A 19,834-nucleotide genomic window follows, 5' to 3' on the forward strand; every position below is an offset into this window, starting at 1 on the left:
GAAATGAAAAAGCCCGCCAAGTACGACTTGGCGGGCCTCCCGGATGCATCAGATCAGGTACGACTCAAGACACTTACTCCTGCCCCTGACTCGTCAGGAACTCCTCATAATTTCCGCCGAAGTCGAACAGCGTGCCGTCCGTACGCACTTCGATGATCCGGTTCGCCAGTCCGCTCACGAATTCGCGGTCGTGCGACACGAAAATCAGCGTGCCTTCGAACTGCTCGAGCGCGATCTGCAGCGACTCGATCGATTCCATGTCCATGTGGTTGGTCGGCTCGTCCATCAGCAGCACGTTGTGGCGGCCGAGCATCAGCTTGCCCCAGATCATGCGGCCCTTCTCGCCGCCCGACAGCACCTTCACCGACTTCTTGATGTCGTCCGACGAGAACAGCAGACGGCCAAGCGTGCCGCGCACCATCGTTTCGTCGTCGCCGTCCTTGCGGTACTGGTCGATCCAGTCCATCAGCGTGATGTCGTTCGGGAACTCCTCGTACGTGTCCTGCGGCATGTAGCCGACATTCGCGTTCTCGGACCACTTCACCGTGCCGTGCTCGAGCGTGAGCGCGCCGAGCAGCGAACGCAGCAGCGTCGTCTTGCCCGCGCCGTTCTCGCCGATGATCGCGATGCGCTCGCCCGGCTGAACCGACAGGTTGAAGTTCTGGAAGATCGTGCGCTCGTACTTCTTCGTGATTTCTTCGGCGACCACGGCGACGTTGTGCAGCTTCTTCTCGAACTCGAAACGGATGAACGGGTTCTGGCGCGACGACGGCTTGAATTCCTCGATCTTGATCTTGTCGATCTGCTTCGCACGGCTCGTTGCCTGGCGCGCCTTCGACTTGTTCGCCGAGAAGCGGCGCACGAAGTCCTGCAGTTCGGCGACGCGCTCCTTCGCACGCGTGTTCGCTGCAGCCTGGCGCTCGCGCGCCTGTGCCGATGCGAGCATGTAGTCGTCGTAGTTGCCCGGCCAGACCTTCAGCGTGCCGAAGTCCATGTCGGCCATGTGCGTGCACACCGAGTTCAGGAAGTGACGATCGTGCGAGATGATGATCATCGTCGAGTTGTACTCGTTGAGCGTTTGCTCGAGCCAACGAATCGAGTTGATGTCGAGGTTGTTGGTCGGTTCGTCGAGCAGCAGCACGTCCGGCTTCGAGAACAGCGCCTGCGCAAGCAGCACGCGCAGCTTCCAGCCCGGCGCGACGTCGGCCATCGTGCCGTTGTGGAACTTCTCCTCGATGCCGATGCCCAGCAGCAGCGCGCCCGCGCGCGCTTCGGCGTCGTAGCCGCCGTATTCGGCGAACTTGCCTTCGAGTTCGGCCGCGTGCATGTAGTCGTCGTCGGTGGCTTCCGGGTTCGCGTAGATCGCGTCACGCTCGGTCATGGCGGCCCACATCTCGGTGTGGCCCATCATCACGACGTCGAGCACGCGCACATCTTCGTACGCGAACTGGTCCTGGCGCAGCTTGCCGAGGCGGACGTTCGGCTCCAGCGCGACGTTGCCGGCGCTCGGCTCGAGGTCACCGCCGAGGATCTTCATGAAGGTCGACTTGCCACAGCCGTTCGCGCCGATCAGACCGTAGCGGTTGCCCTCGCCGAATTTGACCGAGATATTCTCGAACAAGGGCTTCGGCCCGAATTGCATCGTGATGTTGGCAGTAGAAAGCACGGCAGGTCCCGTAAGAGAGAAATCGACGGAAAACCGTGTATTTTAGCAGGTGTCGGAGAAACTGCCGACCGCACCGCCCCGGCGGCGTATTCCCGGCACTCTGGCCCGCCGCCCGGCGGCCCGTCAACGCGACGGCACGCGCTCCACCGCCGTCCTACCGGAATCCCGCATGCTTGCCAGCCAGCTTCGTGAACAACTCGTCGGCGCATGGCGCCTCGTGTCCTACGAAATCCGCCCGCGCGACGGCGGTACCGTCACCTATCCGCTCGGCCGCGACGCACGCGGCTGGATCCTCTATACGCCCGACGGCTACATGTCCGCCCAGTTGATGGCGGCCGGCCGGCCGCCCTACGCGGACGGCGACCTCCAGGGCGGCAGCGTCGAGGAACGCGCAGCCGCGGCGCACGGCTATATCGCGTATTCCGGCCCCTTTAACGTCGACGACGACGGCACGCTGACGCACGAAATGGACGTCAGCCTGTTCCCGAACTGGATCGGCAACGTCCAGCAGCGGGTCGCCGTGCTCGACGGCGATCGCCTGCAGCTCGGCCCCGTCGCGCCGGTCCGGCTCGACGGCCGGGAGGTCGACGTCCTGCTGCTGTGGGTACGCGCGGGCCGCTGACGCCCGTCACTTGCCGGCCTTCGCGGCCGCCCTTTGCGCGGCCTTCGCCTTCATCTGCCCGAACAACTCCGAGCACGGCACGTCGCGGTTGTTGCTCGGCGCGATCAGCGGAATCAGCGCCGCGAACGGGTTGATCAGCCCGAGCCCGACCATCGCACCGGCGCGCAGCGCGAGCGCGCCCGCATCGACGCCGACCTTCGGGTTCTTGAACGTGCCCTTCGCGTACAGCGGCGAACGCAGCGAGAAGATCCGGAAACCCTTCGTATGCGGGTGGATCTTCAGGTCGAGCGATTCGTCGCGCAGGTTGATCGGGCCGTCGACGTTGATCAGCGCATCGTCGGTATCGAGCGCGAACACCTTCGGGTCGAGGATCCCGTTGGTTGCGACGAAGTCGATCGCCGCGCAGTTGATCTTCACGTCGTTGTTGCCGAACAGCTTCTCGTAGACGACGTTGGCGACGTTCAGCCCCGCCGCTTCCATCAGCAGGCGGCTGATGCGGCCGTCCGTCACGAGCGCCTTCACTTCGCCATTCGACGTCGCGGCGAGCGCGGCCGGCGAGTTGCCGGTCGCCGACAGCGACGCGTCGCCGTTGATCTCGCCGAGCGCCGACTGCATGACCTTCTGCGTCGGGAACAGCTGCTTGAGCTTCAGGTGCCGCGCGGCCACCGTGAAGCGGCCTTTCAGCGGCGCGCCGCTGCCGTCGAGATGCGCGGTCGTCGCGAGCGTGCCGCCCGCGACGCCGAACTGCAGCGGCTCGAGCGACAGCACGCCGTCCTGCATCACGATGTGCGTGTACAGGTTCGTGATCGGCAGGTTCGAACTCTTGACCAGCTTGCGGCCCGTGAACTTGACGTCCGCGTCGAGCGCACGCCAGCGGTCGGTGCGAAACGTTTCGACCGGCAGCACGCGGTCCGGCGGCTGGCGCGTCGTGTCGCCGCGCCTGGCCTTGCTCGCGGCCGTATCGGCGCCGATCACCGGCGCGAGATCGGAGAACTGCAGCAGGTTCGACACGAGTTCGCCCGACAGCTTCGGCCGCGGCTCGCGCTGCGCATACGTGAGCGTGCCGCCGAGATCGCTGCCGCCGACGCGACCGTTGAAGTTCTCGTAGCGGAACGTGCTCGCGTGCGGCTTGAAGTTGCCGATCAACCGCCCTTCGGTCGCGTAAGGCGGCGTATCGGGCAGCGTGATGCCGGTGAGCTGGTACAGGTGCGACATCGACGTGCCCTGCAACCACAAGCGCAGGTTGATCGCCGCGAGATGCATCGGATCGGTCAGCGTGCCGACGATCGCGAGCCGCGTGTCGCCGGCCTTCACGTCGGCCTGCAGCGGAAACGGCCGCGACGCGTCCTGGATCGCGAGCACGCCGCCGAGCTTGCCGGTCCCGTTGATCGGCACGTTCTTGTAGCGGCCGTCGACCTTCAGCCCGAACGCATAGGTCGGGCCGGACGGCTTCGCGGGCGCGGCGGCGCTGCTTGCACCGGATGCGGCAGCAACGGTCGATGCGGAAGAAGCGGACGAACCAGACGAACCGGAAGCAGCCGAAGCCACGGAAGTCGCAGCCGATGCGCCCGCCGCCTGCGCGGCGGACGCACTCGACGCGGCTTCCGCATTGGCCTTCGCGCTCAGTTGCGCGGCGCCATGCTTGCCGACACGCTGCGCGGACGCCGCACGCGACGTCTGCTCCTGCTCCTTCAGCACGTCGCCGAGCGGGATCGGCTGGCCGAGCGTATCGATCGCGACGGTCAGGTCGGCCTTCGTGATCGCATCGCGATACATGACGGTGCCCTTCGCGAAGCCGAAGCTGTCGAGCCGCACCTTCCACGGCGACGGCTGCGACGATTGCTTGAACTGGAAAGTCCACGTGTTGCGTCCGTCGGCCAGCCGCTCGAGGTCGACGGCCGGATTCACGACGTCGATCGACGGGATGACGATTTCATGGGCGAGCAGCGGCAGAATCGCAAGATCGAAGTGCGCGGCATCCAGCGTGACGAACTTGGGCGTCTTCGCCCAGTCGGGGTTGCCGATTTCGAGCTGGGTGGCCGAAAAGCTCGGCCAGGGCACCCACGCGCGCCAGCCGGTCTCGCCGTCGGGGCGACGCCAGCCGACCTTGAGATCGCCGTTGATCGCGAACGGGCGGCCGAGCGCGGCACTGACCTGGTCGTTGACCCACGGCTTCGCGCGGTTCCAGTCGAACATGAAGAGAAAGACGCCGGCTGCCGCGATGAGCACCGCGACGATACCGACGACCCATGCAGCCGATTTGCCGATGGCTCGGGTTAGCGTCATGGCGGTTCCGTTGTTGTTCTGAAATGTTGCCGCACCATGCCGGGCCGCTTGCGTGGACGAACGGCGCACGACACCCGCGGCTTTTCAATCGGTATTATGACGCACGACATGGCGACCTCTCGGCGCTGTTAACGCTTTTTTTCATTTGTGACATGACAGCCCCCACCGGCCTTATCGATGCGCAGCGCATTACCCGGCGTGACGCCAGCAGCGGCAAGACCCTGCTCGCCCCGACCGATTTCAGCCTCGCTGCGGGATCGCGTATTGCTATCACCGGCCCCTCGGGGTCGGGCAAGAGCGTGCTGCTGCGCGCGCTCGCGCTGCTCGACCCGATCGACGGCGGCCACATCCTGTGGCACGGCCACCGGATCCGGCGCGGTGCGATCCCGCGCTACCGGCGCAGCGTCGCGTACGTGCGCCAGCGCCCCGCGCAGATGGACGGCACCGTCGAATCGCAATTGCGCTATCCGTATTCGCTCGCGATCTATCGCGACGTGTCGTTCGATCGCGCGCGTGCCGAAGCGCTCGCCGCGCAGGCCGGCCGCGGCCCCGACTTTCTCGACAAGCGCGCGAGCGACCTGTCCGGCGGCGAAGCGCAGATCGCGGCACTGCTGCGCGTGCTGCAGCTCGATCCCGACGTGCTGCTGCTCGACGAGCCGACCTCCGCGCTCGATCCCGAATCGGCACGCGCGATCGAGGCGCTCGTCGGTGCGTGGTTCGACGCGGCGCCCGACGCCCGCGCGTACATGTGGATCTCTCACGATCCGGCCCAGGCCGCGCGGATCGGCACGATGCGGCTCGTGATGCAGGCCGGCGTCATGCACGCGGCCAACCCGACGGAGGCTGCGCAATGAGCCCGGCACTGCAGGACCTGAGCCTCGTCGACGTCGGCATCGCCGCCGCGCTCGTCGCCGTCAACGGCGCGATCTCGGCGGCCTTGTCGCTCGGTCTCGGCCGCAAGCTCGCGCTCGCGGCGGTGCGCACCGTCGTGCAGCTGCTCGCGATCGGCTACGTGCTCGGCTGGGTGTTCGGCCATCCGCACTGGACCGTCGTACTGCCGCTCACCGCGCTGATGACGCTGATCGCCGGCTTCGCCGGCGCGGGCCGCGGCAAGCGCACGTATCGCGGCCAGCGCATCGACAGCATCGCGTCGATCTGGTTCAGCAGTTGGTTCGTCGCGGCGGTCGGGCTGTTCGTCGTGATCCGCATCCATCCATGGTACGCACCGCAGTACGCGATTCCGATCCTCGGGATGATTCTCGGCAATACGCTCACGGGCGTGTCGCTCGGCGTCGAGCGGATGATGGAAGAGCTCACGGCGCGCCGCGACCGCGTCGAAACGGCGCTCGCGCTCGGCGCCACGCGTTGGGAAGCCGCGCAGGACGCCGCGCGCCAGGCCGTGCGCGCGGGCATGCTGCCGACGCTGAACCAGATGGCCGTCGTCGGCGTCGTCAGCTTGCCGGGCATGATGACGGGCCAGGTGCTGGCCGGCCAGTCGCCGCTGCAGGCCGTGCGCTACCAGATCGTGATCATGTTCCTGATCGCCGCGGCGTCCGCGCTCGGCACCGTCGGCGCGGTGCTGATGACCTATCGCCGGCTGTTCTCGGCCGATCACCGCTTCCTCGCAGCGCGGCTCGAAGAGCGCGCGCAGTGACGCGCACGGGCACCGCGCGATGCGTTCGCGCGGTGTGCGCTCAGCGCGCGACGCGACGCTTGCCGATCGCCTGCCGCAACGCGGCTGCGATGTCAGCGTCCGGCGCGAGCGCGTCGACCGACGCGACGAGCCGCACCGCGCGCGGCGTCGTCACATAGGCCTGCGCGCCGACATAGCCGCCGCTGCCGGCCGAACGCGTGGTCACGACGAGCGCCTGCGGCACGCGTGTGCCGAGGTCGGCCGTGAACGCATCGGTGACCGTGCCGTCGCGCGCATGCAGCACGCCCGTCACGTAATCGTCGGTATCGAAGCCCGGTGCGGCATGCGCGGTCGAATACACACGCACCGCGTAGCTGCCGGTCGAGCACGGTTCGAGTGCGCCGCTCGACACGACGGCCACCTGCTGCCGCGACGGCAGCTCGACCTTCTTCACGAAACTGCAATCGTCAGCCGCGTGTGCATGCGCGGCGGCGAACGCAACGGCAGACAACAGCACGCGCATTCGATGTTTCATCGGGAATCGTTACGGGAAGGAAAGGATGCGGACGAGCATAGCGTGACATCGGCATGACGTCACGCACCGCTGCCGCACGGCAGCGGCACCGGCCCGCGAAGAAGGTGGCGGGAAACAGCGCAACGGCGGCGCGCAACGCTCGCGTGCCGCCCCGCTCACGCGGCCGGCCGAATCCGTTGCGCGCGCACCGGACGAAACGCCGGCCCGCGCGCCGCTCAGCGCTTGATCGACACCGTCACCTTGGTGCCGTCGCTCATCGTCACGGACTTCGACCCGCCGTTGGTCGGGATCGACACCCACTTCACCTGGCTCACCGACACGACGTCCGGGCACTGCAGCGACTTGCCGCCGGCCGTCACGCTGCGCGTACCCTTCGGTGCGGCCGCCTGGAAGCTCATCTGCACGTTGGCGACACCCTTCGCGTCGACCGACGGCGCGAGCCGCACCTGGGTCTGGCGCACCATCGCACCGTTCTCGTCGCGCGGCAGGTTGTCGGCGTTCGGACAGCCGTCCGGCATCGCGACCGCGCCGCTCGGCGGTACCGATTTCCAGTTGAAATCGTCCGTCTCGCCCGAGCGGATCTTGCGGGTCTCCTGCGTATTGCCGAAGGCCTTCGAGTCGACCTTGACGGTGTATTCGAGCTGCCCCGTACCGCCGCCCTTCAGGCTGCCCTTGACCGGCGGCGCCGCGAATACGCTCGCGCTGACGCACGCCGCCGCGAACACGACCGACCACGATGCGGCGACTGACAAGCTGCGTTGGCTCATGCTGACCTCCTTGTAATGCGGCGGCACGCGCGTGCCGCGCGGTTTTCGATGCATGATGCGTTGCCAGTCTACCGCCAAGCGCGATGCAATGCGCCGCAAACGCATCGGGTGTTACCCCGCTTGCGTTCGCGGCGTTGCAACCTTACGCGCTACCGGCTCAGAACCCGCTCAGCACAAGCTTGCCGATCGCGCGCCCGCCCTCGAGCAGCTGGTGCGCGCGTCGCACGTTCGCCGCGTTGATCGTACCGAGCTGTTCGCCGAGCGTCGTGCGCAGCGTGCCGCCGTCGACGAGCCGCGCGACTTCGCCGAGGATCCGGTGCTGCTCGATCATGTCCGGCGTCTCGAACATGGCACGCGTGAACATGAACTCCCAGTGAAACGCGGCGCTCTTCGCCTTCAGCAGTTCGACCGGCACCGGCTTCGCGTTCTCGACGATCGTGCAAATGCCGCCCTGTGGCCGGACGACTTCCGCGGCGGCAGGGAAATGACGATCCGTGTCGTTGAAGATCAGCACATAGTCGACGTTCGGATGGCCGGCCTCGCGCAGTTGCGCTGGCAGGTCGCCGAAATGGTCGACCACCGCGTCCGCGCCGAGCGCGCGCACCCAGTCGGCCGATGCCGGCCGCGACGCGGTCGCGATCACGTGCAGCTTGCCGAGCGTCTTCGCAAGCTGGATCGCGATCGATCCCACGCCGCCCGCGCCGCCGATGATCAGCACCGACTTGCCGGCGTCCGCGCCCTGCGGCGACACGCGCAGCCGGTCGAACAACGCTTCCCACGCGGTCAGCGCGGTGAGCGGCAGCGCGGCCGACGCGGCGAAGTCGAGCGTGCGCGGCTTCAGCGCGGCGATCCGTTCGTCGACCGTGTGGAATTCGCTGTTCGCGCCGGGCCGCGTGATGCTGCCTGCGTAGAACACTTCGTCGCCGGGGCGGAACAGCGTCACGTCGGCGCCGACCGCGACCACCGTGCCGGCCGCGTCCCAGCCGAGCACGCGCGGCGTCTCCTCGACCTGCGGCTTCGGCGCGCGCACCTTGGTATCCACCGGGTTCACGGAAATCGCCTCGACCTTCACGAGCAGGTCGCGCGGGCCCGGCACGGGCTGCGGCAACTCCACGTCGAGCAAGGCTTGCGGGTCGTCGATCGGCAGATAGCGGGTCAGTCCAACGGCTTTCATCTTGATACTCCTTTCAAGGGAATTCGGCAGGCTGCGGCGCAACCTCCATGCGTGCCATCGTAGGCAACCCGATCCTTCTAGAAAACCGCTATATTTCCTGAAACATTTTCAGGAATTTCAGAATAATGACGCTCGATCCGATTCCGGCGCCCGACAAGCCGCTCGATTTGCTCGACGTCGCACTGTTCGTGCGCGCGGCGCTGCTCGCGAACGTCACGGCGGCCGGGCGCGAATTCGGCGTGTCGGCCGCGGTCGCCAGCGCGCGCATCGCGCAGCTCGAACGCCAGCTCGGCGCGCGGCTGCTGCACCGCACCACGCGCCGCATCAGCCTCACGCAGGACGGCGAGATCTTCATGGCGCGCGCCGACGCGCTGCTGTCGGCCGCCGACGCCGCACGCGCGTCGGTCGGCCGTGGCCGCACCGAGCCGTACGGGCGGCTGAAGGTGTCGATGTCGTCGTCGTTCGGCCGCCAGCACGTCGCGCCGGTGATTCCCGCGTTCCTGCGCCGCTACCCGTCGGTGTCGCTCGACCTGCGGCTGTCCGACGAGATCGTCGATCTCGTCGACGACGGCTACGACGTCGCGATCCGCCTCGGCGCACTGAAGGATTCGACGCTCGTCGCGCGCAAGCTCGCGACCAACCGCCGCGTGCTGTGCTGCTCGCCGGCGTATCTCGCCGAGCACGGCACGCCGCGCCATCCGGCCGACCTGACGCAGCACGAATGCGTGATCCTCGGCGACCAGCGCGACTGGTCGTTCGCGACGCCGCAAGGCCCGTTGACCGTACGGGTCGGCGGCCGGCTCGTCGCGAGCAACGGCGAGGCGATCCGCGAAGCGCTCGTCGACGGCTTCGGGATCGCGATCAAGTCGACCTGGGACGTCGGCCCGCTGCTCGCGAGCGGCGCACTCGTCACGGTGCTCGACGACTATCCGTTCGCGGACGAAGTCGCGATCTGGGCCGTCTATCCGAGCCGTGCGCACGTGCCGCTGAAAACGCTCGCGTTCATTGCGTTCCTCGCCGAGCATTTCGGCGATCCACCGTACTGGGACAGCCAGGACGTACGGTAACCGCTGCACCGAACCCGGTTTCGATCCGCCCCCGACCGACCGGCACGGCCAACCGGCTACAATGACGCGTTCGCCACGCAATGGCCCGACGCCGGACGGGGCCCGCGTCCGCAAGTGGCCACCCGTTGGCCGCGCACGCATTTCATTCGTCTCCCAACCATCTCGTCATGACCCACAACCTCGTCATCCAGAGTCTTGCACCGCTGTCGGACGCCCATCACAAACCGCTGCTCGCGCTGTCGCGCGGCACCCGCATCGTGCAGACCGACGATCACGCGCTGCGCATCGAAAACGCGAATCCGGCGCAGCGCCTCGACATCGACGCGTACTGCGGCACGCACGCGCTCGACTTCGCGTTCGTCGAGGCCGGCCGCACGCTCGGCGATTTCGGGCTGGCCGTGATGGACATGGATTCGACGCTGATCACGATCGAATGCATCGACGAGATCGCCGATTTCTGCGGGCTGAAAACGCAGGTCGCCGAAATCACCGAAGCGTCGATGCGCGGCGAGATCCGCGACTTCAATGAAAGCCTCACGCGTCGCGTCGCGCTGCTGGCCGGGCTCGACGCGCAGGCGCTCGAACGCGTGTACGAGGAACGGCTGCAACTGTCGCCGGGCGCCGAGACGATGCTGGCCGGCGTGAAGGCTGCCGGCATGAAGACGCTGCTCGTGTCGGGCGGCTTCACGTTCTTCACCGAGCGGCTGAAGGCGCGCCTCGGCCTCGACTACGCCTATGCGAACACGCTCGAGATCGTCGACGGCAAGCTGACCGGCAAGGTGCTCGGCGAGATCGTCAACGCGGACGTGAAAGCGCGCCTGCTGCGCGACACCTGCGCGTCGCTCGGCCTCGCGCCGAGCCGCGCGATCGCGATGGGCGACGGGTCGAACGACCTGAAGATGATGGCCGAAGCCGGGCTGTCGGTCGCGTTCCACGCGAAGCCCGTCGTGCGCGACGCGGCGACGGTCGCGTTCGATCACGTCGGTCTCGACGGGCTGCTGCGGCTGTTCTGATCCCGCCGCACCGCCCATGAAAAACGCCGGCGCGATGTTGCATCGCGCCGGCGTTTGTTTTTCCCCGAGACCTTTGCGGTCTGCGATCAGCCGAGTACGTCCTGCATCGCACGTTCGATGTCCGCGCGCAGGTCGGCTTCGTCCTCCAGACCGACGTAGAAACGCACCAGCGTGCCGCGATGCGGCCAGTCCGGGCGCATCGACGCGACGTCGTACGGCATCGCGAGGCTGCATGCGCCGCCCCAGCTCCAGCCGATCGCGAACAGGTCGAGCGATTCGACGAAGCGGTCGATCTGCCCCGCGCTGTAGCGTTCGTCGAACACCACCGAGAACAGTCCGCCCGCGCCCGTGAAATCGCGCATGAACGACGCGTGCCCCGGGCAGTCGGCGATCTGCGGATGCAGCACCGCCGCGATCTCCGGCCGTGCCTTCAGCCATTGCGCGAGCGCCAGCGCGCTCTTGCTGTGCGCGTCGAAACGCACCTGCATGCTCGGCAGGCTGCGCAGCACGAGCGAGCAATCGTCGACGGATACGCCGATCCCGCAGCGCATCCGCGCCAGCTTCAGTTGCGCGTGCAGTTCCGCGTTCGCGGTGATCGTCGCGCCCATCAGCACGTCACTGCCGCCCGACTGGTACTTGGTCAGTGCCTGCACCGAGATGTCGACGCCGTGCTCGAACGGCTTGAACGCGAGCCCGGCCGAGAACGTGTTGTCGATCGCGGTGACGATGCCGCGCGCCTTCGCGGCCGCGGTAATCGCCTGCACGTCGGGCACTTCCATCGTCACCGAGCCCGGCGCCTCGATCCAGATCAGCCGCGTGTTCGGCTGGATCAGGTCGGCGATGCCGGCGCCGACCAGCGGATCGTAGAAGTGCACGGTGATGCCGAAATCCTTCGCGAGCCAGTTGCCGAAATCGGCGTTCGGCCCGTACACGTTGTGCGGAATCAGCACGTCGTCGCCCGCTTTCACGATCCCGAAGTAGACGTTCATGATCGCCGCGAGGCCCGACGGCTGCAGCAGCGCATGCGCGCCGCCCTCGATCTCGGCGAGCCGCTGCGCGAGCGCGAGCGACGTCGGCGTCGCGTGCAGCCCGTAGCGCCACTGGTTGTCGTTGTGCCAGACGAGCGCGCGCATCGTCGCGAGATCGGGGAACACGACCGTCGACGCGCGCGCAACCGGCGGCACGAACGACCGGAAGCCTTCCGGAATGACGTCGTCGGGTTGCACGATGCGGGTTTGCAGCGCGCGCTTGGGAGTGGATGCAGTCATGTCGGGAAGCCGGGCACGAGGCCGTTCGGTTGCGGAATATGTCGCTAGATTAGCCAAAATCGGCGCCGCTGGCCCGGTACAATGCGCGCCGCGCGCACCGAGCCAGCACGCGCTCAGTCGTCGGTGCGCAGGTTGACGATGCCGCCCACCGTCTCGATTTCCTGCACGCGGCCGTCGCGCACCTGCAGCGCCGCGCGCTTGCCCGGCGCCAGGCGCAGCACGACCGGCTGCGGATCCGACTCGTCCGAGTTCATCCGGTCGGCCTTCAGATCGCCCGTCGTGTCGAAGCGGCCGATCCACACGCCCGTGATGTTCGTGCCGTCGTTCGATTCCTCGATCTCGAGCGTATCGCCGTCGCGATCGCCCGCGAGCAGCACGACCTCGCCCGTATCGGCGAACTGGTACTCGCCGTGCACGCCTTCCTCGTCCGTCTTCGGGCCGAGATGCACGACGATCGGCCGGTCGCCGAGCGTGCCTTCGTAGCGCGGCAGGCGGGCAAACTCGGGATTCGGCTTCAGCGGCCGCGCCGGTGCCGGTTCATCCTGCTGCACGCCCGGTGCGGCGGCCTGCGCCGCGACCACGCGCGGCATCGCAAGGGCCGCTGCCAGCGCGCCTGCGACGACGAGCGCCCGTTGCCATTCCGAATATCGACCCACCTTGTGTTGCTCCTTGCTTCAGATTCGCTCGAAAATCGCGACGATGCCGGCTCGTCGTGCGAGCCTGGCCAGCACGCAGGGGCACGTCAGCCCTGCATCAGCCGCTCCACCGCGTCGCGCTGCGGAATCGGTGCGACCGCGCCGTAGCCCGTCGTGGACAGCGCCGCCGCCGCATTCGCATAACGCGCGGCCGCGAACGGATCGTCGCCCGCGACGATCCGCGCGACGAACGCGCCGCCGAAGCAGTCGCCCGCACCCGTCGCATCGACGGCCTCGACCGTGAAGCCCGGCACGACGCGCCGCTCGTTCGGCGTCGCGACATACGCGCCTTCCTTGCCGAGTTTCAGCGCGACGACCTGCGGCCCGTGTTCGAGCATCGCATCGACGATCGCGTCGCGATCGTTCGCGCCCGTCAGTGCCGTGACATCGTCCCAGCTCGGCAGGCAGATGTCCGTCTGGCGCAGCGCTTCGCGCATCACCGCGCGAGCGCGCGGCAGCGGCCACAGCTTCAGGCGCAGGTTCGTGTCGAAGCTGACCTTCGCGCCGTGGCGACGCGCATGGTCGATCGCCGTGAACGCAGCGTCGCACGCAGCCGTGCTGATCGCGAGGCTGATGCCCGACAGGTGCACGGCCTTCGCGGCCGCGAGCGCATCGAGCGGCAGATCGCCCGCCGCATAGCGGCTCGCCGCGGAGCCCGCGCGCAGATAGTCGAACTGGTGGCCGTCGGCGCCGTGCGTGACGAAATACACGCCGGTCGGCGCCGTGCGGTCGATCCGCACGTACGTCGTGTCGACGTTTTCCGCGTGCCACATGTCGGCCAGCAGCCGGCCGAACGGATCGTCGCCGATCGCCGATACGAAGCCCGTCGACGCACCCTGGCGCGCCGCCGCAATGCAGAAGTTCGACGTGTCGCCGCCGAAGCCCTGCAGGAATTCAGGACGACCCGGCTGCGACTGGTTGAATTCGATCATCGCCTCGCCGAGCGCGAGAATCTCCGGAAATGCGGCGGCCATCGCTTACACCTCGCCCCACAGATCGTGGCCGTCGGCGCCCGTGATCTTCACGGACACGAAATCGCCGACCTTGTAGCGCTTCGATGCCTTCGCCGCCGGTTCGACATAGACGACACCGTCGATTTCCGGCGCATCGGCCGCCGTACGGCCGATGCCGCCTTCTTCGCTGACCTCGTCGATCAGCACCTTGAGCGTCTTGCCGACCTTGCGCTGGATGCGGTTCGCCGATACTTCCTCGGCGACTTCCATGAAGCGCGCACGGCGTGCCTCGCGGACGTCGTCCGGCAGCGCGCCGTCGAGTTCGTTCGCGGTCGCGCCTTCGACCGGCGAATATGCGAAGCAGCCGACGCGATCGAGTTCCGCCTCGCGGATGAAGTCGAGCAGCGTTTCGAACTGCTCTTCCGTCTCGCCGGGGAAGCCTGCAATGAACGTGCTGCGGATCGTCAGGTCCGGGCAGATCTCGCGCCACTTCTGCACGCGCTCGAGCACCTTCTCGGCGTTCGCCGGACGCTTCATGCGCTTCAGCACTTCGGGGTGCGCGTGCTGGAACGGCACGTCGAGGTACGGCAGCACGTGGCCCTTGAACGGACCTTCGGCCATCAGCGGAATCACTTCGTCGACGCTCGGGTACGGGTACACGTAGTGCAGGCGCACCCACGCGCCGTACTGTGCGGCGAGTTCGCCGAGCGCCGCGACGAGGTCGGTCATGCGCGTCTTGATCGGCTTGCCGTTCCAGAAGCCCGTGCGGTACTTCACGTCGACGCCGTACGCGCTCGTGTCCTGCGAGATCACGAGCAGTTCCTTCACGCCCGACTTGAACAGGTTCTCGGCCTCGAGCATCACTTCGGCGACCGGGCGCGACACGAGGTCGCCGCGCATCGACGGGATGATGCAGAACGTGCAACGGTGGTTGCAGCCTTCGGAAATCTTCAGGTAGGCGTAGTGACGCGGCGTGAGCTTGATGCCGGCTGCCGGCACGAGATCGGTGAACGGGTCGTGCGGCTTCGGCAGGTGCGAATGCACGGCCTGCATCACTTCGCCCACCGCGTGCGGGCCGGTGACGGCGAGCACCTTCGGGTGGACTTCCTCGATCAGGTTCGAGCCGCTGGCGCTCGACTTCGCGCCGAGGCAGCCGGTGACGATCACCTTGCCGTTCTCGGTCAGCGCTTCGCCGATCGCGTCGAGGCTTTCCTGCACGGCTTCGTCGATGAAGCCGCAGGTGTTCACGACGACGAGGTCGGCGCCGTCATAGGTGCCGGAGATTTCATAACCTTCGGCGCGCAGCTGCGTAATGATTTGTTCGGAATCGACGAGCGCCTTGGGGCAGCCGAGGGATACGAACCCTACTTTGGGGGATTGGGACATCTGGAATGTGGGGGCGTGGCAGCAAAAGCGTGAGTTTACAGCCATTTAGGGGCGGCGAGCCAAAATGAGCGGTTGGCGACAACACAGATCGCCAATTGGGATACGCAGCCAGGTGAGCGCCGGATCACGAGCTGGAGCTTGATGCCTCCCCTCGGGACGAGGAGCTGTCGGCCTACCGTCAGCGTCACGTCCGGCAAGGGCACTGTGTTTCTCCGCGCCGCCGATGACGGCCAGGTGCCAGTCGGCTCCGTCCTCGTAGTTGAGGTCTGGACCGATTGAGCCGCGGCAAGCCGCTATAAGCCCAGGCGCAGCTTGCGCAGATCGCTAACGCCGGCATCATCGTCGTAACTGCCAGTGATGGCCATGAATACACCCACGATCACCTCACGGCGCAGCACAGCCTGCTTGTAGTGATCCGCTCACACCAGAAATCGGGGCCGTCGAAATGACGAAGAAACAATTGAACACAGTAGCAACGAATACAAAAAACAACACTACTGCGGTCATCTCAAGCACGATCAGCGCCGTGAGCTTCCAAGGGCTCACCATGTCTACCCCGGCAGGCGAGCCGGCGACACTAGCAGTCGTCGATTTCAATGGCAACGTCGTCGAATCCGGACCGGGTTGCGCGGGCATTTTTGGAGCATCTCTATCACCGCATCCGACGACCGTTTAGCTGTCAAAGCGCTCCATGAAGGGCGAAAAAAATGCCCTTCACGCGTCAGAATTTCGGCTGGCTAATCCTTTTTTGATGCGGATTGCAACAACAAGTTATCTTTGAGCCGGCTCAGCAACCCCCTCGAATGCCGGGGGCGACTGGCATTAGGCAACTTCTTTGTTTCGCGGGAGTTCATCTCGATTGTTTTTTGCGCCATCACGTCAATACTAACCGCAGACGCCAATCTTTGTCGCTCATCGACCGGCAGGGAGAACATATACAAATGCCTGCCAACAATTCCCTGCAACAATCTGAAAGCAAAGTAATTGTTCTTGAACTCATTCGCGAGAGCCTGAATTTCCGACAACGGCACGTGGTTCGGATAGGTCAATTGAGCCGCAACAGATATCAACCGATCACTAGCCGCCCCACTATCATCGCAAAGTGACTCATATACGCTTTTGAGCTTCGGGGAACCCATCAATTCCCCTTGCCGACTTACAAATGCTTCAGCTAAAAATCCAAGTGAGTCGAAAATAAATTTTTTAGCAACCCTATCAGCAATATCTTTTGACATTTTCTTTGGCGATCTTTCCATCAGCATCGCACTACAGCGCTGAATCATAGCCTCCGGTTTTTCATCAATTGAATTAAAGAAAAACTGCATACACTTTAGGGGACTATCAAACAGATCCCTCAAGAGCTCGATCTTGAGGGAATTATCAAACGATCCGTATCTCGCCTTAAGAACAGTCCCCAATATTTCACTTGTCTTAAAAACAAGAAAAATCTGAGAGATCGGATCCAATTCCGCCAAACTCGTAACCTCCGCGACATCGATATCTGAGTCATCCCCACTCGAAACAGAATCATGCCTCTCCCGTTGCTCAACCCTATTAGCCTCAACATCGGTGGCATCAATGGCGATTCTAGCCTTCTCACTGACCCAATCATTTAATGCGACGGCACATGTCTCAATTTTAATCGGCTTTACACCATCAAAAAGCTGCCTCAAAGACTGCGCAACCATCCTGATGATCCATTTACTTGACGAATGATGCGTCAGAAAGAGGATAGTGTTTGCATTTTCCTTCAAATACAAGTGCTGACACATGCCCTCGACGAGATTTCGCACATTTCCGTTGTCGTCCAGTTCCTGCGAAATATACTTAGCCAAAAAGAAGTAATAAATATATGGATACTTGAACCCATATGAGCCAGACGAAATTACGACAACATTCGATCTAACCAACAAATCAGCACGCGGCCCGAAGTCGGTGTCGTACACATTCTTAGAAAAACTAATATTGAATTTTTTAAACTCATGCTCACTGACCTCCATGGATTTCGCGCCATGAAGATGCCATGCAAAGTTCGCCAGGTATTTCAGAACCTCCTCGAGCTCATCACCTCGCACCTTGGCGTCTAGAAGGCTCTTTCGGATCAAATATTCATAATACTGAGCCAACCCAGCATTAACCAGCAGCGCTTTTTGATTTGATTCAATTGTCTGCAACAGGACGAGAACATTGAAAGCAGTTGGCGGCACAAGAGCCTTCCCGAATACAGAGTTTATAACAACCTCAGACTCATGAACACGCTTCTGCAACTGCAATTCGTCTTGATCTTGGTAAAGAGTAGACCACTTCTTGACCAATTCCCCGCGCAACCGGTAACCGAATCCGGTGAGCCGATATTGCCTAAAACCCTTCATCACTTCATTGGCCTCTTCAGAAAGAAGCCCTGCCACCTCAAATCGCTCACTTACAGTGACGATACAATAATCGAAATAATCACGAACCACCTTCAGTGCTTTGCCGACAATATCGCCCCGCGCGCCGACATCATCCAGATCATCTAGAAGCAATATTTTTTGCTTGCGCTTAAGCCGACCATATTTCTGGACAACCGCCTCCCCGTATTGTTGAGCAACCGCAGCGTTCAGTTTTTTCAAGAACTGCTCATCGGAAGCATTTGTCAGCTGAGCACCACTCATCAGAACCGGAATAAATCCAGAATTCAAATAATCGCGATAGAGCCTCATTAGCAACGAGGACTTCCCGTGCTGATCATCGCCAAGAATGATAACTCTACCAAGGGTGTCTATTTGCCTGCGGAGAATATCAGAGCTCACCGTCTTCGGCATTTCTCCACCCTCTATTCCCTCATGCAAATCAGGAAAAACGAAGATATCCGAGAGGCTTATCTTGCTCACGGCACCATGAGTGAAGGCAGCGCCTGTGTCCTCTAAGAAAGATCTCGTCTCATCGGTGAGCGTAAAGTCATCATTCTTTTGCTCAGGCAATGTTACAAAAGAGTCCCACACACCATTGCCGCCCTTAGCAAGGTAATCTGGCGCATGCCACTCAAATTCTTCTTTTGCGAACTGCTTTTCGTCCAAATCGACCGTAATAACAGAGAAGCTCGAAACCAGATTGTGCTCGTGCGGTGCAAGCGCGGCGGCTTCTACAGTTAGGAGGCGACGATTTTCAAGGTCAATAGAAAGCTGCGTCCCGGAGACATGCTCATGTCCCGACATAACAATTTGAAATTCATTTCGGCAAAAATCTCGAAATCTGTGATATGTACCTTGAGCATACCAATTTAGTGGATGATGCATCAGACCGATTTTGAGGTCGGCATTCTCGCGAGTCAACGCTTTATAATTATCAACCGGAAAAACTAAACTCCCCTGCTCTTCCGGCACGCGCGATAGCCAACTTGCATTGATCGCGCTTATCGATACAGATTTTCCGCCAACATCAAATCTATATTGTTTCCACAATTTATCCTTGAAAACGACACCGCTAGCACAAAACTCATCATCGAATTCAAAGTAGTACACTTGTGGTCGCGTACAATTTTCAATGATACTTTCATCAATGAAGCCCTCCCCAACATCCAGAACCCCTTGAATCGCAGCCTTCCGAGAGTTATCCTCCCCTTTGAATTCACCATCGTGATTTCCCGGGACAAAAACACAATGAATCTTCCCAGAAAACTCACCAGAGATATCTTTTATGATTTCTCGCACAAAGGATCGAGCCAAATCATACTCAGACTTTTTCCCGCTGAATGCGATATCCCCGGTGATTATCAAGAATAGGCACGAAACCTGTGGCAGCACCGGATTAAGAGTACACGCAATCTTGCCGGCCCGACTCAATATTTCATCAGAGGCATTTCTAATATGAATATCACTTAAGTGCAAAATGGCAAACTTCATTTTCTTTCTCGTTTATTGCCGATTCCAAAAAAATTCCATTCGTTAAACCACGAATTACGAAACGAAACATTCGGAATCAAATTGTATTTTCATCAAGTTGCGTGTGATCGAGAGATTATTTACTGCCCCGAATCTCTACAACGCAGCGCAGCATGACGTCCCCGTAGCAATTCCTCAGCGATCTTACCAATCTCAATATTGCCCCAGAATAGCCAAACGTGAAAGGTTTTCGCCGAAGCCAGGAGCGTTCGTTTGCGGGGTGCTTAGGGCATGCCGAACCAACTTCCTCAAGGCGAAGGCAATTCGTAAGGATGGGTGCATAGTCCATACAGGCGAAGCAATGCCTCGTTCCCTGGTGCAAGCGTCGCCACAAGGAGTACGCCCCCCATTCCGCGCCAGCGTCTCCAGGCTCTCCGTTGCATTGGTCGATAGCGAAGGAACTTCGCGATAACCGCGCAAACACCTCAAAACGAACAACGGCACCGCAAGGTGCCGTTGTCATATTACAGATCCAGATACATCCGAACTGCATATCTGATTGCTTCCACTTCCTCATGCGTTGCACGCTCGCCCTTGAACTGAAACTCGCGTGCTTTGAACGAGAGATTGACGATTTGGTCGACGAGCGCAACACCTTGCCGCGCGAGACTTGAAATCGGAATCTCCGACTCCCAACCACGCACGGTTGACGTGATCGGCAGGCCGACAAACCGCCCAGTCAACTCGTTGATATCGAGCGACGTGATGACTACAACTGCGTGATACCCATCCTGCTCGTTGCCCTTGCTCGACCCGATATACAGCCGAACAACATCCCCCACTTCCGGAACTCCGTTGTGCATCCTTTCCGTCTTTCTTATTCCGGGTCAGATTTGCTCGTCCGCC

General features: G+C 62.9%; 17 protein-coding genes. 5 read left to right on the forward strand and 12 right to left on the reverse strand.

Annotation, left to right across the window (positions count from 1 at the left end; genetic code table 11):
- Positions 1 to 73: 73 nt before the first annotated feature.
- The gene (locus U5798_RS30475) at positions 74 to 1,666 is read right to left on the reverse strand and encodes an ABC-F family ATPase (RefSeq protein ID WP_322084139.1); all 1,593 of its coding nucleotides are present in this window, start codon (positions 1,664 to 1,666) and stop codon (positions 74 to 76) included.
- 169 nt (positions 1,667 to 1,835) lie between these two features.
- Between U5798_RS30475 and U5798_RS30480 the strand changes: the two genes are divergently transcribed.
- Positions 1,836 to 2,288, forward strand: coding sequence for a lipocalin-like domain-containing protein (locus U5798_RS30480; protein ID WP_124457061.1), 453 nt, complete (start codon positions 1,836 to 1,838; stop codon positions 2,286 to 2,288).
- 6 nt (positions 2,289 to 2,294) lie between these two features.
- On the opposite strand, the gene U5798_RS30485 is transcribed toward U5798_RS30480, so the two are convergent.
- A complete protein-coding gene (locus U5798_RS30485) occupies positions 2,295 to 4,574 on the reverse strand; it encodes an AsmA family protein (protein ID WP_322084140.1) in 2,280 nt (759 codons plus the stop codon).
- A gap of 152 nt (positions 4,575 to 4,726) precedes the next feature.
- On the opposite strand from U5798_RS30485, the gene U5798_RS30490 reads away from it, so the two are divergent.
- Together U5798_RS30490 and U5798_RS30495 are read left to right on the forward strand one after the other, a co-directional pair.
- The gene (locus tag U5798_RS30490) at positions 4,727 to 5,428 is read left to right on the forward strand and encodes an ATP-binding cassette domain-containing protein (protein WP_322084141.1); all 702 of its coding nucleotides are present in this window, start codon (positions 4,727 to 4,729) and stop codon (positions 5,426 to 5,428) included.
- Positions 5,425 to 6,228, forward strand: coding sequence for an ABC transporter permease (locus tag U5798_RS30495; RefSeq protein ID WP_322084142.1), 804 nt, complete (start codon positions 5,425 to 5,427; stop codon positions 6,226 to 6,228). The genes U5798_RS30490 and U5798_RS30495 overlap by 4 nt, the downstream gene beginning before the upstream one ends.
- Before the next feature lie 40 nt (positions 6,229 to 6,268).
- On the opposite strand, the gene U5798_RS30500 is transcribed toward U5798_RS30495, so the two are convergent.
- The 3 genes from U5798_RS30500 to U5798_RS30510 all read right to left on the reverse strand — a co-directional run bounded on the left by U5798_RS30500 (position 6,269) and on the right by U5798_RS30510 (position 8,683).
- The gene (locus U5798_RS30500; RefSeq protein ID WP_322084143.1) at positions 6,269 to 6,742 is read right to left on the reverse strand and encodes a PliI family lysozyme inhibitor of I-type lysozyme; all 474 of its coding nucleotides are present in this window, start codon (positions 6,740 to 6,742) and stop codon (positions 6,269 to 6,271) included.
- 215 nt (positions 6,743 to 6,957) lie between these two features.
- Positions 6,958 to 7,509, reverse strand: coding sequence for a DUF6013 family protein (locus U5798_RS30505; protein WP_124457066.1), 552 nt, complete (start codon positions 7,507 to 7,509; stop codon positions 6,958 to 6,960).
- Positions 7,510 to 7,666: 157 nt separating this feature from the next.
- Entirely contained in the window at positions 7,667 to 8,683 is a 1,017-nt protein-coding gene (locus U5798_RS30510; protein ID WP_322084144.1) for a zinc-binding alcohol dehydrogenase family protein, read from the reverse strand.
- Between the two features lie 125 nt (positions 8,684 to 8,808).
- Between U5798_RS30510 and U5798_RS30515 the strand changes: the two genes are divergently transcribed.
- Together U5798_RS30515 and serB are read left to right on the forward strand one after the other, a co-directional pair.
- Positions 8,809 to 9,750: a LysR family transcriptional regulator gene (locus U5798_RS30515; protein ID WP_322084145.1), complete on the forward strand. Its 942-nt coding sequence runs from the start codon at positions 8,809 to 8,811 to the stop codon at positions 9,748 to 9,750.
- 167 nt (positions 9,751 to 9,917) lie between these two features.
- A complete protein-coding gene (gene serB / locus U5798_RS30520) occupies positions 9,918 to 10,763 on the forward strand; it encodes a phosphoserine phosphatase SerB (RefSeq protein ID WP_322084146.1) in 846 nt (281 codons plus the stop codon).
- 86 nt (positions 10,764 to 10,849) lie between these two features.
- Here the strand turns inward: serB and U5798_RS30525 are convergent, their stop codons facing one another.
- From U5798_RS30525 to U5798_RS30555, 7 genes are all read right to left on the reverse strand, one after another.
- Positions 10,850 to 12,031: a cystathionine beta-lyase gene (locus tag U5798_RS30525; protein ID WP_322084147.1), complete on the reverse strand. Its 1,182-nt coding sequence runs from the start codon at positions 12,029 to 12,031 to the stop codon at positions 10,850 to 10,852.
- Positions 12,032 to 12,144: 113 nt separating this feature from the next.
- Entirely contained in the window at positions 12,145 to 12,687 is a 543-nt protein-coding gene (locus U5798_RS30530; protein WP_124457071.1) for a hypothetical protein, read from the reverse strand.
- A gap of 86 nt (positions 12,688 to 12,773) precedes the next feature.
- Complete coding sequence (locus tag U5798_RS30535) at positions 12,774 to 13,700, reverse strand: sugar kinase (RefSeq protein WP_124457072.1); 927 nt, start codon at positions 13,698 to 13,700, stop codon at positions 12,774 to 12,776.
- Between the two features lie 3 nt (positions 13,701 to 13,703).
- The gene (rimO, locus tag U5798_RS30540) at positions 13,704 to 15,065 is read right to left on the reverse strand and encodes a 30S ribosomal protein S12 methylthiotransferase RimO (protein ID WP_034186781.1); all 1,362 of its coding nucleotides are present in this window, start codon (positions 15,063 to 15,065) and stop codon (positions 13,704 to 13,706) included.
- Positions 15,066 to 15,449: 384 nt separating this feature from the next.
- Positions 15,450 to 15,662, reverse strand: a complete 213-nt coding sequence (locus U5798_RS30545; RefSeq protein WP_322084148.1) for a hypothetical protein — start codon at positions 15,660 to 15,662, stop codon at positions 15,450 to 15,452.
- A 140-nt stretch (positions 15,663 to 15,802) separates the two neighbouring features.
- Positions 15,803 to 18,949, reverse strand: a complete 3,147-nt coding sequence (locus tag U5798_RS30550; protein WP_322084149.1) for a metallophosphoesterase — start codon at positions 18,947 to 18,949, stop codon at positions 15,803 to 15,805.
- Between the two features lie 503 nt (positions 18,950 to 19,452).
- Entirely contained in the window at positions 19,453 to 19,791 is a 339-nt protein-coding gene (locus U5798_RS30555; protein ID WP_322084150.1) for a type II toxin-antitoxin system PemK/MazF family toxin, read from the reverse strand.
- Positions 19,792 to 19,834 lie beyond the last annotated feature (43 nt).

The organism is Burkholderia sp. BCC1972 (genome assembly GCF_905339605.1).
GTDB lineage: Bacteria > Pseudomonadota > Gammaproteobacteria > Burkholderiales > Burkholderiaceae > Burkholderia.

Coding starts and splice junctions, on each gene's coding strand:
- U5798_RS30525 (WP_322084147.1), bottom strand. CDS start 12,031: ATGACTGCATCCACTCCCAAGCGCGCGCTGCAAACCCGCATCGTGCAA.
- U5798_RS30500 (WP_322084143.1), bottom strand. CDS start 6,742: ATGAAACATCGAATGCGCGTGCTGTTGTCTGCCGTTGCGTTCGCCGCC.
- U5798_RS30490 (WP_322084141.1), top strand. CDS start 4,727: ATGACAGCCCCCACCGGCCTTATCGATGCGCAGCGCATTACCCGGCGT.
- U5798_RS30485 (WP_322084140.1), bottom strand. CDS start 4,574: ATGACGCTAACCCGAGCCATCGGCAAATCGGCTGCATGGGTCGTCGGT.
- U5798_RS30480 (WP_124457061.1), top strand. CDS start 1,836: ATGCTTGCCAGCCAGCTTCGTGAACAACTCGTCGGCGCATGGCGCCTC.
- U5798_RS30555 (WP_322084150.1), bottom strand. CDS start 19,791: ATGCACAACGGAGTTCCGGAAGTGGGGGATGTTGTTCGGCTGTATATC.
- U5798_RS30505 (WP_124457066.1), bottom strand. CDS start 7,509: ATGAGCCAACGCAGCTTGTCAGTCGCCGCATCGTGGTCGGTCGTGTTC.
- U5798_RS30550 (WP_322084149.1), bottom strand. CDS start 18,949: ATGAAGTTTGCCATTTTGCACTTAAGTGATATTCATATTAGAAATGCC.
- U5798_RS30510 (WP_322084144.1), bottom strand. CDS start 8,683: ATGAAAGCCGTTGGACTGACCCGCTATCTGCCGATCGACGACCCGCAA.
- serB (WP_322084146.1), top strand. CDS start 9,918: ATGACCCACAACCTCGTCATCCAGAGTCTTGCACCGCTGTCGGACGCC.
- rimO (WP_034186781.1), bottom strand. CDS start 15,065: ATGTCCCAATCCCCCAAAGTAGGGTTCGTATCCCTCGGCTGCCCCAAG.
- U5798_RS30535 (WP_124457072.1), bottom strand. CDS start 13,700: ATGGCCGCCGCATTTCCGGAGATTCTCGCGCTCGGCGAGGCGATGATC.
- U5798_RS30495 (WP_322084142.1), top strand. CDS start 5,425: ATGAGCCCGGCACTGCAGGACCTGAGCCTCGTCGACGTCGGCATCGCC.
- U5798_RS30515 (WP_322084145.1), top strand. CDS start 8,809: ATGACGCTCGATCCGATTCCGGCGCCCGACAAGCCGCTCGATTTGCTC.